This is a genomic window from Sorangium sp. KYC3313 (genome assembly GCF_052075895.1).
In the GTDB taxonomy this organism is placed as follows: domain Bacteria; phylum Myxococcota_A; class Polyangia; order Polyangiales; family Polyangiaceae; genus Sorangium; species Sorangium cellulosum_B.
Window position 1 is genome coordinate 9360221 of the sequence record NZ_CP197255.1, and the last position, 15657, is coordinate 9375877.

General features: G+C 74.3%; 9 protein-coding genes and 1 tRNA gene. 8 read left to right on the plus strand and 2 right to left on the minus strand.

Features of this window, described 5'->3' with window-relative positions:
• The 6 genes from lipB (at position 1) to ACSRUE_RS35450 (ending at position 10200) form a co-directional block, all read left to right on the plus strand.
• Positions 1-849 carry a lipoyl(octanoyl) transferase LipB gene (gene lipB, locus ACSRUE_RS35425; protein ID WP_441287445.1) on the plus strand — a complete coding sequence of 283 codons (849 nt, stop codon included), beginning with the start codon at positions 1-3 and terminating at the stop codon, positions 847-849.
• Between the two features lie 135 nt (positions 850-984).
• Complete coding sequence (locus tag ACSRUE_RS35430; RefSeq protein WP_441287446.1) at positions 985-3246, plus strand: hypothetical protein; 2262 nt, start codon at positions 985-987, stop codon at positions 3244-3246.
• A 203-nt stretch (positions 3247-3449) separates the two neighbouring features.
• Positions 3450-4148: a hypothetical protein gene (locus tag ACSRUE_RS35435; protein WP_437768618.1), complete on the plus strand. Its 699-nt coding sequence runs from the start codon at positions 3450-3452 to the stop codon at positions 4146-4148.
• 127 nt (positions 4149-4275) lie between these two features.
• Positions 4276-4827: a hypothetical protein gene (locus ACSRUE_RS35440; RefSeq protein ID WP_437299583.1), complete on the plus strand. Its 552-nt coding sequence runs from the start codon at positions 4276-4278 to the stop codon at positions 4825-4827.
• Between the two features lie 161 nt (positions 4828-4988).
• Positions 4989-8006 carry a hypothetical protein gene (locus ACSRUE_RS35445; RefSeq protein ID WP_441287447.1) on the plus strand — a complete coding sequence of 1006 codons (3018 nt, stop codon included), beginning with the start codon at positions 4989-4991 and terminating at the stop codon, positions 8004-8006.
• 91 nt (positions 8007-8097) lie between these two features.
• Complete coding sequence (locus tag ACSRUE_RS35450) at positions 8098-10200, plus strand: S9 family peptidase (RefSeq protein WP_441287448.1); 2103 nt, start codon at positions 8098-8100, stop codon at positions 10198-10200.
• A 139-nt stretch (positions 10201-10339) separates the two neighbouring features.
• Here ACSRUE_RS35450 and ACSRUE_RS35455 read toward each other — a convergent pair whose 3' ends face one another.
• Both ACSRUE_RS35455 and ACSRUE_RS35460 read right to left on the minus strand, forming a co-directional pair.
• Complete coding sequence (locus tag ACSRUE_RS35455) at positions 10340-11065, minus strand: hypothetical protein (RefSeq protein ID WP_441287449.1); 726 nt, start codon at positions 11063-11065, stop codon at positions 10340-10342.
• Between the two features lie 938 nt (positions 11066-12003).
• The gene (locus ACSRUE_RS35460; RefSeq protein WP_441287450.1) at positions 12004-13359 is read right to left on the minus strand and encodes a leucine-rich repeat domain-containing protein; all 1356 of its coding nucleotides are present in this window, start codon (positions 13357-13359) and stop codon (positions 12004-12006) included.
• Positions 13360-13621: 262 nt separating this feature from the next.
• On the opposite strand from ACSRUE_RS35460, the gene ACSRUE_RS35465 reads away from it, so the two are divergent.
• Both ACSRUE_RS35465 and ACSRUE_RS35470 read left to right on the plus strand, forming a co-directional pair.
• Positions 13622-13759 (plus strand) — tRNA-Arg (locus ACSRUE_RS35465).
• A 165-nt stretch (positions 13760-13924) separates the two neighbouring features.
• The gene (locus tag ACSRUE_RS35470) at positions 13925-15556 is read left to right on the plus strand and encodes a TROVE domain-containing protein (protein ID WP_441287451.1); all 1632 of its coding nucleotides are present in this window, start codon (positions 13925-13927) and stop codon (positions 15554-15556) included.
• Positions 15557-15657 lie beyond the last annotated feature (101 nt).

The window sequence follows — 15657 nt, forward strand, 5'->3', positions numbered from 1 at the left end:
ATGCCGACCACCTCGCTCCGCGACCTCCTCCAGCCCGCGGACGGCCAGGCGACGGCCGTCGAGGCGCCCCGGCCGAGGCGCGCGCGCGCCGTGTGGATCGGCCGGCGCCGCTATGCCCCGATCCACGATCTGCAGAAGCAGCTCGTCGAGGCGCGCGCGCAGGGGCGGCTCGGCGACACGATCCTGCTCCTGGAGCACGATCCCGTGATCACGCTCGGCCCGCGAGCGAACCCCGAGAACGTGCTCCTCGACGCCCGCGCGCTGGACGAGCGCGACATCGACCTCGTCGCGACGGGGCGCGGGGGCGACGTCACCTACCACGGCCCCGGCCAGCTCGTGTGCTACCCGCTGCTCGATCTCAGGCCGGACCGCTGCGACGTGCGCAGGTACGTGCGCTCGCTCGCGGAGGTGATGATCCTGCTCGCGCGCGAGCACCACGTCGAGGGCGGCGTGGTCGACGGCATGATCGGCGTCTGGGTCGATCGCGCCGCCCCGGAGGCGTGGGGCGGCGCCGAGTGGGCGCGCGAGATCGCGAAGCTCGGCGCGATCGGCGTGCGCCTGTCGCGATGGCTCACGATGCACGGCTTCGCCTTCAACATCGCGGTGGACCTCAAGGCGTTCGAGCTGATCGTGCCCTGCGGCATCCGAGAGCACGGCGTGACGTCGCTCCACCAGCTCACCGGGCGGAAGCTCACCGTCGCCGAGGTCGCCCTCGCCAGCGCGCCGCAGCTCGCCCGCGGGCTGGAGCTCGACGTCACCGGCGTCGAGGATCTGTCGGCGGTCGCGGATCTCGCGGGCGCGCTCCTCGCCCCGGACGCCGGCGCCGCCGAGGGCCGGAGCGCGCCCTAGCCGCGCGCGCCGGGTCGGCGCTCGTCAACGTCGCACGGCGCGCGCTCCGCGGGTCACGCCGGCTCCCGGGACGTGGCGCGCGCTGCGTCGCGGAGGCAGTGTCGCTCGGCCGTGCCGTGGGCTAAAAGCCGTCCCGTGTGCGCGCAGCCCACCCCACGGCCTCGTGAGCGCGACGGGAGCTCCCCGCTCCACCGCGACGCCTCGCCCGCGCGGCCGCCCTGGCGGCAGCCCCTCGCCCTGGCGCTCGCGGCGGCGGCCGTGGCGGTGCCCGCGCTCGCTCTCCTTGGCCCTGTCGCGGCGGTCCTCGTGGGCACGCGCACCGCCGCCGCGTGCCTCGCCTCGATCGAGGCGCCGCGCGGCCCGGCGCTGCCCGACTGCAGGCCCGAGATCCGCTGGTTCGCGCTGCCCTCGCGGCTGCCCTGGACCTACAGGGCGGCGAGCGCGCTGGCCGAGGAGCTCGGCGTGCGCGCAGCGGTCGCCGACTACACCGACGCCGCGGTCGGTCGGCCGGATGGCGCGGCGCTCGCCGGCGCGAGCGAGGCGGTGGCGACGGCCCAGGCCACGGTCGCCGCCGGGACCGGGCGCGTCACGTTCGATGAGCTCGGGCCCGCCTGCGGCGCGCCGAACCTCGGCCGCGAGGCGGCGAGGCTCGGCGATCGCCGCACGCTCCTCTCGCAGCCGGACCGCTGGACCGACTGGCACGTGCGCGTGCACACCCTCCGCGCCGCGCTCACCGAGGGCGACCTGCAGCGCGCGCTCGCGATCGCCAAGGGGTACGCGGCGATGGAGCCCCGCGACGAGGACCTGCGCACGACCACCGGCGCGATCCTCTGCCTCGGCGCCAGCGCCGAGGCGAAGCGCGGCATCGAGCTCCTGACGCTCAACCAGGACGACCGGGCATCGAGGCGCTACGCCGGCATGGCGCGCAACTGGGGCGAGGTCCGCGCCGTCCTCGTCGCCTGCGCCGCGCGGGCCGGCGTGGAGCCACCGCCGATGCCGGAAGCCCCCGAGGCCGGCGTGGCCGACGCCGTGGAGGTGCGGCTCGCGCAGCGCGCCCGCCTCGCCGCGGCCAGGAAGGGCGCCGCCGAGGCGACGCAGCGCGCGACGCGCGCGATCCGCGACCTGCTCGGCGCCTCGGCCGCGCTCGATCCCGAGGCCCGCGGCGATCTGCTCGCCGTCGTGCTGGCGGAGGACGAGGCGCTCGACGCGGCCGAAGCGGCCGCGCTCGCGCGGCCGGACGACGATGGGGACGAGCCCGCGACCGGAGAGGCAGGCCTCGACGGCGCCCCGGCGCGCGCGGCCCCCCGCGCGCCGGCGGGGCTGCCCGCGGGCTCGCTGCGCGCGCTCGACTGGCTCCCGGAGCGCGGGCTCGCGAGGCCCGCGATCGCCGGGTCGTTGCGCGCGCGCGCCGCCGCGCGCGCCGCCGAGCTGGCCGCCGCCCCCCAGCTCTCGCCGTCCCAGGCCGACGCGCTGCGCGCCGCCGCGGGCGCGCTCGCGCTGCGCGCCGCCCGCGAGCTCGCGCTCGAAGGCGACGCGCCCCGGGCGGTCGACACGCTGGATCGCCTTGGCCCGCTCGCCCCGGAGCTCGCGCCGGAGGCGGCCCGCGCGCTCGCGCGATCGAGCGCGTGGGCCCTCGCCGGCGCGCGCGATCGCGCGCTCGATCTCGTCGAGCGCATCGACCTCGCCTCCGCGCCGCCAGCGCTCCGCGCGGCCGTGCTCCTGCAGCGCGCCGAGCTCCTCGCCTCGCGCGGGCGCCGGCGCGACGCCGCGCGCGCGGCCGTGCTCGCCGACGAGGAGGCCGCCGCCGCGCGCGCGGCGGTGTCCACCGGCGAGGCGACGCCTGCCCGCGCCGAGATCGCCCTGCTCGACGCGCGATCGCGCTGGACCCGGCTCTCCCTCGCGCTCCGTCCGGGCGACTCGCCGCTCCGCCAGGGCAGCCCGCCCGCCCAGCTGCCCGCGGACCACGCCGCCGCCTGGCCGTGGGTCGGCTTCGCGAGCCTCGATGCGCCCTGGGCGCGCGACGGCCAGCCGGCGCTCTCGCGCGCGCTCTCCACCTGGAGCGCCGCGCGCGACGCGCCGCCGCCCGCGCGCCGCGCGCTCCGCTACGCCGCCCTCCGCCGGCGCGGCGACGCGCCGCCCGCGCTCGTCCCGTACGCCGCGCTGTCGGCCCAGCTGCTCGGCGACGGCGAGGGCGATCCCGAGGTGTGGCTCGACGCCTTCCTCGCGCTCGACGCCTCGCGCTTCTCGCTCCGGCGCTACACCTTCGCCCGCGCCGAAGCGGCGCGATGGCGCGGAGATGAAGGCAGCGCGGCCGCATGGCAACGCCGGTACGACGCCCTGCGCGCCGTGGCCTCCGACCCGGCCCGCGCCGAGATCGCGCGTTACCTCGGAATCTGACGCTGGCCGACGCTGGCTGACGCTGGCCGACGCTGGCTGAAGCTGGCCGACGCTGGCCAACGCTGGCCGACGCGACCCACGCCGACCCGCGCCGCGCGCCCTCGAAAAACCTGGAGATCCCGCGGCCGCACACCTGGCGGCGGAGGGGCTTCATTCCTACGCTACGGCCTGGCTCGCGAAGATCTGCTCGCGGGGGAGTCCTCATGTGTCCTCATTGCGGAAAGAACGCGCCGGTCATCCACCGCGGGCTCGCGGCGTACTGCACCGCGTGCGGTCGGGAGCGCCTGCCGTTCGCGGGCAAATCGGTCAGCCTGGCGGGGCAGCCGTCCAGGGTCGGCGGCGCGGTCGCCGGCGTGCTCGGCTGGCTGGTCCTCATCGCCGGGACCGCGCTGGCGCTCCTCCTCGGCCTGGGCGCGGCCGCGCTGTTCCCGGGGTCGATCGCCGGCCTCGCGATCGGCCTGCCGATCGGCTTCGTCGCCCTCGCCGTCGGCCTGCTCCTCCTGCTGGGCGGGCGGAAGCTCTCCCGCTCCGGGGCGAAGGCCTCGCGCGACGCCCAGGTTCAGGCGATCTTCTCGCTCGCGTCGCACCGCCGCCGCCCGCTCACCGCGCAGGAGGTCGGCGTCGCGCTCGACCTGCCGGCCCCGGAGGCGGACGCCCTGCTCACCGAGCTCGCCAAGGAGCGCCCCGGCGACGTGGGCGTCGAGATCGGCGAGCGCGGCGAGATCCTCTACACCTTCCCCGGGATCTCGGGGGCGGCCGCCGTCCGCTTTCCGCGGCCGTCGCTCCGCATCGATCCGGGCGAGGGCGCGGCCGACCCTGCGGCACGCATCTACGCCGACGAGATCGACGACGAGGACGCGGGGGCGTCGCGCGCTCCCCGTCGCCGCGAGCAGCTCCGCTGAACATGTCCTGCGGCGCGCGTGCTAGCCTCGCGCCGCGCGCCCCCATCGAGCGCCCGGCGCGCGCCGTCGTCGCCCTCGATCCATGGTTCGTCGCGGGGGCGCTCCGGGCTGCTCGCCGCAACCGACCATGAGATGCCCCCCTGTCGCCCTGCTGACCTCCGCCGCGCTCGCGCTCCTCGCGCTCCTGGCCCCCTCGCGGGCCGACGCCTTTGAACGGCAATGGCATGCCGGCGCCGGCGTCGGGTACGCGCTCCTCGCGGACGGCGGGACGTACCCGGGGATCGGCGGCAGCCTGCACCTCGCCTACGGGCTCACGGACGCCTTCAACGCGGTCGCCGAGGTCAACACCGCGTCCCACCCGGGGGGCGATCTCATGCTCCTCGGCGCATCCGCCGGCGCCACGTACGTCATCGATATTCTGCAGTGGGTCCCCTACGTCGGCCTCATGACCGGCGCATACGACAGTGTGCGCCTCGCGCCCTGCGGCTCGTCTGGCCAGCCGGGCTGCCACCGGGGGCAGTTCGGGGTCTCCATCCCGTTCGGCATCGACTACGCGTTCAATCGCGAGTTCGCCGCCGGCTTCGCCGGCAAGTACACGCTGCTCCTCCCTGGCGCGGGCGACGGTCCGGGGAGCTATTTCACGGCGTTCGCCCGCGCGGAGTTCCTCTGGGGATACTAGAGCAGCGCGCAGGCTCGTAGGATACGGGCTGAGCCGCGAGGCAGGCGAGCGAGGCGCGCGAAAGTACGCCGCAGCGAGCCGAACGGCGCGGAGGATCCCGTAGCGCACGAAGATGCGCCCCACTCTGGGCCGTGTGCGCCTGGAGAGAGGAGGAGCGGACCGTGGAACAGCTCTGGCAGCGCATTTCCGAGGGCCGGCACACGGCCTTGCTGAACATCGTCCCCGGGGATCCGCCGGCGCGGCTCGGGCTGCGGATCGTGCGCGTGCGCTGCGACGTCCCCGAGACGACGCTCGGGCCGCTGCGCGACGCGCGGACCCAGATCGAGCGCCTCGCCGGCGGGGCGCTGCCGCCGCTCGATCAGGCGCGCAGCCGCGCCGCCTCGGGGCTCCGGCGCCGCCTCCTCGGCGACGTGCACGAGCTGATGGTGGACGCCGAGTTCATCGAGACCGCCAACCGCCTCGCGCAGCAGGCGGATCGCACGTGGGCCATCGTGTTCGACGCGGTCGAGCACGCCGATCCTGCCACGCTCGACGTGCTGCGCCGGGTGGTGTCCCGGCCCGACGCGCTCCGCGTCGCGCTCGTCCTCTCCTTCCGCCTGCACGCGCCGACCGGCCCCGCGGGCGGCCTGGTCGACGCGATACGCGCCGCCTGCGGAGCCGACGCGCTCCTCCGGCCGTCCGACGGCGCGATCACGCTGACGAGCGCGACCACGCCCCCGCCGCCGCCGCCGCCGCCGGTCGCGGTGCGCGAGCTGCCCGGCGAGGTGCTCCGGGTGCTCCGGGCCGGCGCGATCGTCGGCTCGGGGTTCGAGAGCGAGCTCGTCGCCGCGCTCCTCCGCGTCGACGCGCTCGACGTGCTCGAGGCGCTGCAGCGCGCCGCGGACGCGGGTGTCCCGGTCGAGGACCGCGGCGACGGGCGCTTCCATCTCCCGCAGGAGACCGTCGATACGCTCCGCGGCTCGATCCTCCCGTCGCTCGCCCGCGTGTGGCACCGGCGGCTCGCGACGCTGCTCATCGAGGAGCGGAGCGAGCCGGACGCCCCGGCCGCGCGCGAGCCGCGCGCCGCGCCGGGCGTCGTCGCGGCCGATCACCAGGCGGCCCATGCCGCGGCGCCGCCGGCCCATGCCGCGGCGCCGCCGACCCAGAGCGCGGCCATCCTCACGTCGGCCGTCGAGCGGCACGTCCTCGGCGGAGCGAACCTCGGCGTGCCTCGCGGCGACGACCCGACCACGAGGGCCGCCGCCGCGCAGGCGAAGGCCGGGGTGCCGCCGCTCTCGACGGCGCCGCCGTCCGCGTCGTTGCCCGCCATGGCGACGCCGCGCACGATGGCCGCCGCGCCCCCGCCGGTGGGCCCGTCGCCGGCGACGGCGTCGCCGGCGGCCGCTTCGCCCGGCGCGCCCGTCGCCGGCGGGCCGACCCCCGAAGCCGGCGGCGCGTCGACCGCGGACGACTGGGAGAAGACCGCCGACCCCACGCTCTCGGTGGCGCGCGGCGGGGAGCCGCGGGCGGCCGAGACGCTGAGGCCGCCGCCAGCCGTGGCCCCCACGGGCGGTGCGTCCATGAGCAACTCGCGCCGCGCGCCGCCGCGCGTCACCCAGGACAGGCCCGCGCCGATGGCCTCCGCGGGGCCCGGCAATCCCGCGTGGCCCTACGCCGATCTGTTCCACCGCGGCCCCGAGAGCCGCCGCGTCTCGGAGCCGCCCGAGTCCATCCTGTTCGACGCCCCGCCCGACTCGCTCGACGCGCCCATCCCGGGGCCGATGCGGGTGCCCCGCGATCTCGCGTCCCTCAGCGGCGCCTTCCCGGACGAGCCGAGCCGCTCGGCCCGCGGGGCCTCGGTGCGCGTCCCTGCCGCGCTGTCCGAGCGATCGTCTTCCGGCTCCCGCCACGCCTTCTCCTGGCCGGCGGCGGCCGACTCCGTCGCCGGGCGCGCCGCGGCCGAGTCCCTGCGCGCCGCCGCGCCGCTCGGCGTGTCCGTGTACCCGGCGCCCGCGGCGCCCGATCGCGCCGAGGCAGCGGGCGCCGCGAGCGCGGCGGCGCACGGCGCTGGGCGCCACCTCCACGACGTGCGCGCGGCGGCGCACCTGACCGAGGCGGGCGAGCACGAGGAAGCGGCGCGGCGCTACTGCGCGGCCGCGGTCGAGGCGGCGGCCATGGGAGCGTACGCCCAGGCGCTGAGCTACGGGCGGAAGGCGCTCTCGCTGCTCGACGGCATGCCGGCCACGCCCGCGCGCCGCCGGCTCCGCATCGGCGCGCTCGCGGGCATCGCCCGGGTGCAATGGCAGGCGGCCGGCCCGGACCCGGCCAGCACGCTCGCGGGCGCGCTCGATGTGCTCGACGCCGCGCGCGCGCTCCTCGCGCACGGCGACCCGCCGGAGCTGCACGCCGAGGTCGCCGCGCTCGTCGCGAGCGTCTGTTACGACATGGGCGATGCGCGCTCGCTGGAGCGCGCGCTGGAGGAGCTCGCGACCGCGAGCCGCCTGCTGCTCGACGCCGGGGACGCGCTCGGCGCGGCCCGGCTGCTCAACGATCAGGCGGCGGTCCACGTGCGCATGGGCGATCCCGTCCGCGCGACGCACCTCCTGGTCGAGTCGCGCCGGACCTTCGAGGAGCGGGCCCGGGTCGATCCGTCGGCGCGCGTCGAGCTCGCCGAGACCGACCACCTCTTCGCGCGGATCCCGCTCCACGTCCCCGCCCGCCCCGGGCGCGAGTCCGACGCGCTGTCGATGGGCCTCGACCACGCGCTCGCCGCGGAGCGCGCCTACAAGCAGCTCGGCGACACCCGGGAGCTCGCCCGGGTGTGGGAGACGATCGGCCGGCTGGAGCTCCGCAACGGCCGCCTCGACCGCGCGACGCAGCGCCTGACCGCGGCGATCGAGGCCGAGGAGGCGCTCGGCGACCTGCTCGGCCTGGCCCGCTCGACGGCCGCGCTCGCGGAGGTGCTCTCGGCGAAGGGGTTGCACCGGGAGGCGCTGGCGATGCTGGCCGAGTCGATGGTGATGAACCTCGAGAAGGGCTCGCCGCTCGGGCTCGCGTACAACCGCCGCGCCCTGAACGCCCTCGTCCCGAACATCTCGCTCCAGGGCGAGGAAGCCGAGGAGCTGCGGAAGCTCGCGGCGCAGCTGGCGGCGGCGGAAGCGGCCCTCGGCCGCGCGAAGCTCCCGGGCGAGCCCGACTGAGGCGGGCCCGCGCCGCGCGGCCTTCGACCTTGCCTGCGCCGCGCGGCCTTTGGCCTTGCCGGCGTGCGCCCGCTCCGGCGAAATGCGCCGCATGTCGTCCTCCTCGACGCGGCGCGGGCGCCATGGCGCCGCGCGGCGCTCCTTGCTCGGCTTGCTCGGCTCCCTCGCCCTCTCCGCGGCGTGCGCGCCGGCCCCTCCGGCGGCCGCGCCTCGGCCTGCCGCGTCCGCGCCCCCGGCGCCGCCGGAGCCGCGATCGCCCGCCGGACCGTCGCGGCCTGCGCCCGCGCCGGAGCGGCCCGGGTACGCGGGGCACGGCGCGGCGAGCGTCTCTCCGGAGATCCTGGCGCGCTACGCGCCGCCTCCGCTCCCGGACGACGTCTCGCGCCGGATCCAGGCCATGCTCGACGTGCGCGCGCCTTCCGGAGGCGTCCTCGGGCCGGATGGCAAGGCGCTCTACTTCACCTGGACGATCACGGGGACGAGGCAGGTCTTCCGGCTCGACGGGCCGCAGCGCTTCCCGCTCCAGCTGACGGGCGGCGAGGATCCGACCGTCGTGGCGGACGTCACGCCGGACGGCGCGCGCCTCGTCCTCTCGCGCGACCGCAAGGGCGAGGAGAACCCCGGGCTCTACTTGCAGGACACGAAGGGCGGCCCGCTCGTCGCCATCCAGCACATGCCCGGCGTGCAGACGCAGCTCCAGCTCGTCTCCGACGACGGGCGGCACGTTTACTATCGGGCCAACGACGTCAAGAAGGACGCGTACGTCATCTACCGGTACGACATCGCGTCGAGGCAGCGAGAGGTCGTGTTCGATCGCGAGGGCATCTGGCGCGCCGTGGACGCCACGGGCGACGGCCGCCTGCTGCTCGCGAAGGACGTGGGCTCCAACATGAGCGAGCTCTTCGAGTGGGCGCCCGGCGCGAAGGCCGCTCCGGGCGCCGACGCGCTGACTCCCCTCTTCGGGCAGGGCGAGCGCGAGGACTACGAGGCCCTGTACGGCGCGGCGCCCGGCGAGGTCCTCGTGCTCACGCCGCGCCTCGGGGAGCACCGCCGGCTCTACAGCTGGAAGGCGGGGAAGCTCACGCCGATCTCGCCCGAGATCCCGTTCGACGTCAGCGCGTTCTCCATCGATCGGGCGAGGAAGAGGATCCTGTATACGGTGAACGAGCGGGGCTACACGCGGCTCCGCGCGCTCGACGCGAGGTCGCACCGCGAGCTCAAGCTGCCCGCGCTCCCGGCGGCGGATCACGTGATCCCGGGCTCGACGACGCGGGACGGCCGTTTCACGACGCTGCTCCTGGAGACCTCGACGTCACCGGCGACGGCGCATGTCCTCGACTGGACGACTGGCAAGCTCTCGCAGTGGCACGCTCCGAGCATGCCCGAGATGGCGCCGGGCGCGTTCTCGGCGGCCACGCTGGAGTCCTATCCGGCGCGCGACGGCGCGCAGATCCCGATGTTCGTGCGCCGCCCTGCGCGGTGCGAGCGGCCGTGTCCCGTGATCGTCCATTTTCACGGCGGCCCGGAGGCCCAGACCAGGGCAGGGTTCAGCGCGCGGGCGCAGATCTTCGTGGACGCCGGGTTCGTGTTCGTCGAGCCGAACGTCCGCGGGAGCGACGGTTACGGCAAGACATGGCTGCACGCCGACGACGGCGCGAAGCGGCTCGACATCATCACGGACATCGAGGACGCCGCGAAGTTCGTCAAGGCGAGCTTCGGCCACGAGGGCCGGCCGCCGAAGGTCGGCATCTTCGGCGGCAGCTATGGCGGCTATTCTTCGCTGATCGGCATGACCATGTTCGCCGGCGCGTACGACGCGGGCGCCGCCGTCGTCGGCATGAGCAACCTCGTGACGTTCCTCCAGAACACGGCGCCTTACCGGCGCATCCTCCGGATCTCCGAGTACGGTGATCCCGACAAGGACCGGGACGCGTTGCTCAAGCTCTCGCCGATCACGTACCTCGATCGGGTGAAGGCGCCTCTGCTGATCGTGCAGGGCGTGTCCGATCCGCGGGTCCCCGCGGGCGAGTCGGTGCAGATCCAGCAGGCGCTGGAGGCAAGGAAGATCCCGTCCGAGCTCATCCTGTTCGCCGACGAGGGCCACGGCGCGCAGAAGCGGGACAACCAGGTGCTCCAGTACGGGCACCTCGTGCGTTTCTTCCGGGCGCACCTCGGGGGCGGGGACGGCAGGTAAGGAGAGAAATGAACCGCCATGACGCCAAGGACGCCACGATTCTTTCTCTCCTTGGCGTCCGTGGTGTCATGGCGGTTCTAAATTCTGCTCTCTTCTGGCGGTTTCAACCCGTCAAGCTCCGGCGTGAGCAGCGGAATCGTCACGCGGGCGCGGGCGCGCTGGCCGGCGGGCGTCGCGCGGCGGTAGCCACCGCGGCGGCGCGGGGGGCGCGCGGGAGATCGCCGAAGATCTCCGGCATCAACGACGTCTTGCCGTGGAGCCGGAGCACACACTCCACGAGGAGCTTCGCCGCGCCGTAGGTGGTGAGCCACTCGTCGCGCGCGGCCTTCATCTCCGGGGTCATGGTGCGGCGCGCGAGCCGCGTCTTGCGCACGCTCCGGATGAGCGGCTCGAGGGCGTCCCGGGAGCGCTCGAGGTCGGCCGTCCACGCCTCGCGCTCGGGCAGCTGCCCCTCGTGCTGCTCGAGCGCCTCGATCGCGCGCGTCAGCGCCGCGGCGAGCGCCGCGGGGCGGCGGCGCAGCACGGTGGCGAGCGTCTGGCCCTGGAGGAGCTCGCGGGCCAGCGCGACCCCGTTGGGCCGCGAGGCGGCGTGCTCCACGAGGCGGCGCAGCAGGCCGCGGCCCGCCGCGACCGGGTTGGCCCGGCCGCCCCTCGAGCCGCGGGACGCGCCGGGAGGCACGGGAGCGGCCGTCGCGTCCAGCTTCGCCTTGCGCAGGGCCTCGGTCGCGGCGTCGAGACGCGCCGTGACGGTGCGGAGCGCCTTGTCGAACCCCGCGTCGACCGGCAGGACGAGCTTCTGGATCTGCGACGCGGTGAAGCGGCCGTACGTCTCGATGTCACGCTGGTAGATGTAGGGATCGGGCATGGGAGCGACTCCACCGCGCGCCGGCGCGTTCAGGGCGGGCGCCATGATACCTGTCGCCGGCGTTGACGAAAGGAGTCGATCTCGCTGCCCCCTCGGACGCAGCCGGCGCTGCTCGCGCGGAGGCGCCTGCGCCGCCCGAGCCGAGCGGGGCGCACGCGCAGTTGCCCCGGATCGGCAGAAAAACCGCCATGGCGCCAAGGTCGCCAAGGGGAGAGAGGACGCGCCGTCTCGGCGTTATTTCCTACCATTCCCCTGGTTTCTTGGCGCCCTTGGCGGCATGGCGGTTCGCTTCCCCGTCCGACTTCCCGCAGTATCGCCTCGACCTCGCTCGTCTCTCTCCTGAGCCAGAGGCCTCGACCTGACCAGCCCCTCGTGTCCAACCTGCCGTCGAGATCGCGACCTGGCCGAGCCCTCCTCGGCCAGCTGCCGTCGAGATCGCGACCTGGCCGAGCCCTCCTCGGCCAGCTGCCGCCAAGGTCGCGACCTGGCCGAGCCCTCCTCGGCCAGCTGCCGCCAAGGTCGCGACCTGGCCGAGCCCTCCTCTGCGCACCTGCCGCCAAGGTCCCGTCCTCGCGGAATCCTCCTCTCGGACCCGCCCCAGAGGTCTCGACCTCCCCAGGGCACGCGCCACGACGCAACCCCCAGGTCTGGATCTGGGCGTTGCTTCAAAATTCTACCAAACCCCAGATCCTGACCCTCTCACGCCCACGGTGATGAGCGCCCGCCACGGTCGCGACGTTCCGGATCCCCGCTCTGCACTCGGGCGACGCGGCGCTGGTTCTGGAGCTCCTGGCCCACGCAGCCGAGGCCCCCTCCGCGCGCTGAATATCGCATCACCCGCAGGCTGTGGCGTGTACCCCTGTCGATTCGATGGGGACCCTGACGTGCGAGGCGACCCGAGCTCGGCGCCCTGGGTCAGCTCCGTCGAGCCGAGGCGCTCAATGGCAGACCACGTTCGCGCAAGGGTCACAGGCAGCGGGCAGGCAGTAGCGGTCGACCACGACATTCCTCGCGCAGAGGGCGTCCAGCACGCTGCCGAACGAGCTTTCACCGGGGTTCCCCGCGAGAGAGACCTGCGCGCAGCGGTTGAATACGACGTCGTTCAGCGGAGACGCGTCCTCGATCAGGTTGTCCGACAGATCCAGCGTGACGATGAGCCTCACGCTCAGGAGGGGCGTGAGGTCGGAGATGGAGTCGGAGCGCGCCTCGATCCGCTCGAGGCCCGCGAGCCCCGTGACCCAGCTCAGATCCGCGCCGCTCGCGCCGATCTCGCTGATCGTCACCCCCCTCAACTGCGGGTAGGTGGCGAGCAGGGACGTGTCCTTCAGCGGGTTGCGAGCGAGCCCCAGGTGCTGCAGGTTGGGCACGCTCGCGGGATCGAGCCCTGCGATCGACGCGATGTGATTGCCGTTGAGGTTCAGGTTCGCCAGGGCCGGAAGGACCGCGCCGAGGCTCACGTCATCGACCTCCGCGTCATCCAGGATCAGCGTGGTCAGGGAGTGGAGGCCCGGCAGCGTCGCGAGGCTCGTCACCTCGGTGTCGGTGAAGTCCGCATTGTTCAGGCGCGGAAACCTGGAGAGGCTCGAGAGCTCGGCGACGTCGGTGTGGTCGACCGAGAGATGGTACAGGGCGTGTGTGCCGTCCAGGCCTTCGAGGGCCTCGAGCGGATTGCCCGACAAGATCAGGTTCTGAAGCTCCGCAAGGTCCTTGAGGTCGCTCGTCGACGAGACGAGATTGTCCCTCGCGTACAGCGCGAAAAGCGCCGGGTGCCCGGAGAGCGCGCCCAGCGAGACGATCCGATTCCCGTCCAGGTGCAGGTTGTAGAGCCGCGGCAGGCGCGCGAGGACCGAGATGTCCTCGATCCGATTGCCGTGGAGGAACAGCTGCTCGACCGATCTGGCGCACTCGAGGCCGCTCAGGTTCTCGATGCCGAGGCCGGCGAGGTCGAGCACTTCAGGCGCGGCGACCGCCGCCCCCGGGATCGGTTCGCCGGCGCCGAGGCCGAGCTGCTCTCGCAAGCCCGCGGCGAGCGCTGGATCCGGCACCGCCAGATAACCGTTGCAGCCCTCCGGAGCCGGCCTGGCGTCGACGCTCCCGCCGCCCGGAGCGCCCGTATCGCTCGACGTATCCCCACCGTCGACGACGCTGGCACAGCCGAAGAGGGAAAGGCACATGGCCCAGACGAAGGAGCTCCGCGTGCTGGTGAGCATGAGGCGGCTCCAGCAAACCCGGTGCCGCCGCCGAGCACAGCCAGTTCTGGCCGATCTGGCGCATCGACCCGACAGATGAGTCATCTTGCGCCACCTCCCCTGTGCCAAGCCGCGGCCTGCTCACTCGACGGGCGCACTCCTCGGCGGCGCGCCCCCTTCTGACGCGAGGACCATGGCGACCGCCCCGATCTATCGGTTCATCTAGGATTTTATCTCATGGGATAGGTCCACTACCGGCGGGAGACGTCCGCTGCCCTTGCCGCCGCCCGCTTCACCGGGGTTTCTGCGGTCGGCACCGGCCGAGACCACCTTGGCATCCGCCCTGCAATACCCCCCGAGCGTCCACGCCAGAGTAGCTCAGCGGTTAGAGCGCGAAAACAACTCCGGACGGTGTTCTCCGGCGCGATGAGCGCCGGCAGTGAGATCCGGGGTTACTTCCCTTCTAAGGACGAGGTCGCGGGTTCGAGTCCCGCCTCTGGCACCAGGGCGCAGCGCGGCAGTGAGCGTCACGGCTCCTTCGTTTTGACACGACCAACCCCGTGACCACCATCCTCCGCGCTGCGCCCGCTTTCTCGAGCGGGGCGCACCTTCGACCTGCGCCCCGCTCTCGACCCCTCGCCGCGCGTGCGTCGAGGATGGAGGTGTCATCATGGCGTTCTTTCAGCATCTCAAGCGTCAGGACAAGCGCAGCGCCGACTCGCACCTGAACTGGATGGGCGGCCGCTCCTACGACATCGCCGATCCGCTGAAGCGCCTGCGCCTCGCGGCCTCGTCGTGCTTCTTCGGCGAGCCCATGTACTACCACCTCGAGCCCGCGGATCCGCGCCCGGCGAAGGCCGTGAACGCGGCAAAGGCGAAGACGTCGGCGAAGGCGGCGAAGAAGGCGGCCGCCCGCGCGCGCCTCTCGGACGCGGAGGTGCGGCGCCTGCGCGAGACGCTCGGCGCCGTGGACCCGGCCGAGTGGCGCAAGCTCTCGCCGGCGGCGCTGATCGAGAAGGCCATCGACGAGGCGCTCGCGGCCGACCCGGAGGCGACGCTCGCCGAGGCGGCGCGGCTGCGCGAGGAGGAGCACATGCGCACGACGCCCCAGGTCATCCTGGTGCGCGCGGCGAACACCGCGTCCGTGCGCGGGACGGGCCTCGTGCGCAGCTACGCGCCGCGCATCCTGAAGCGCGCGGACGAGCCGGCGGTCGCCCTCGCGTACCAGCTCTACCGCTTCGGCAAGCCGGTGCCGAACGCGCTGAAGCGCGCGCTGCGCGACGCGCTCGAGCGCTTCGACGATCACGCCCTCGCGAAGTACCGGCTCGAGGGCAAGGGGAGCAAGACCGTGGACGTCATGAACCTCGTGCACCCGAAGAGCCCCAGCGTGGACCGCCTCGCGAAGGGCGCGCTCCGCGCGACGGGCCGCACGTGGGAGGCGATCGTCTCGGCGCGCGGCTCGAACCGGACGGCGTGGCGCAAGGCGCTGCCGGTCATGGGCCACATGGCGCTGCTGCGCAACCTGCGCAACCTGATCGCGGCGGGCGTGCCGTTCGACCAGTTCCTGCCGAAGCTCGTCGAGACGGCCGCGGAGGGGAAGCAGCTGCCGTTCCGGTACTACAGCGCTTACCGCGCCGTGAAGGGCTGCGCGCCGGGCGCCGTGCTCGACGCGGTGGAGAAGTGCCTGAACCGCTCGCTCGGCCAGGTGCCGTACTTCCCCGGCCGCGTGATGGTGCTCTGCGACAACAGCGGCTCCGCGCAGGGCACGACCACGAGCAGCCTCGGGACGATGCAGATCTCCACGATCGCGAACCTCACGGGGGTCGTGGCCGGGATGCGCGCGAGCGACGGGCACCTCGGCGTCTTCGGTGACCGGCTGGAGACCTTCGCGGTGCGCAAGCAGGAGAGCGTGTTCTCGCAGCTCGAGAAGGCGGAGCACATCGCCCGCACGATCGGGACGGCGACCGAGAACGGCGTGTGGCTCTTCTGGGATCGCGCGATCCGCGAGCGGCAGCGCTGGGACTCGGTGTTCGTGATGAGCGACATGCAGGCCGGCCACGGCGGCCTGTACGGTACGCGGCCGAAGGACTACGCGGACTTCGCCTGGAACGGGCACACCATCGACGTGGCGAAGCTCGTGGCGACGTACCGCGCGCGGGTGAACCGCGACGTGCGCGTGTTCCTGGTCCAGGTCGCCGGGTACCAGGACACGCTCGTGCCCGAGTTCTACGACCGCACGTACATCCTCGGCGGCTGGGGCGAGGGGCTGCTGCGCTTCGCCGCGGCGATGGCGCAGGACTAGCGTCCCGTCCCTGGAGAGCGCGAACTCAAGGAGCGCAGCAGCGGGTGCCGAGTCCGCTGCTGCGCCAAGGACGGCCGCTCGATCCGGCAGGCGCCGATCAG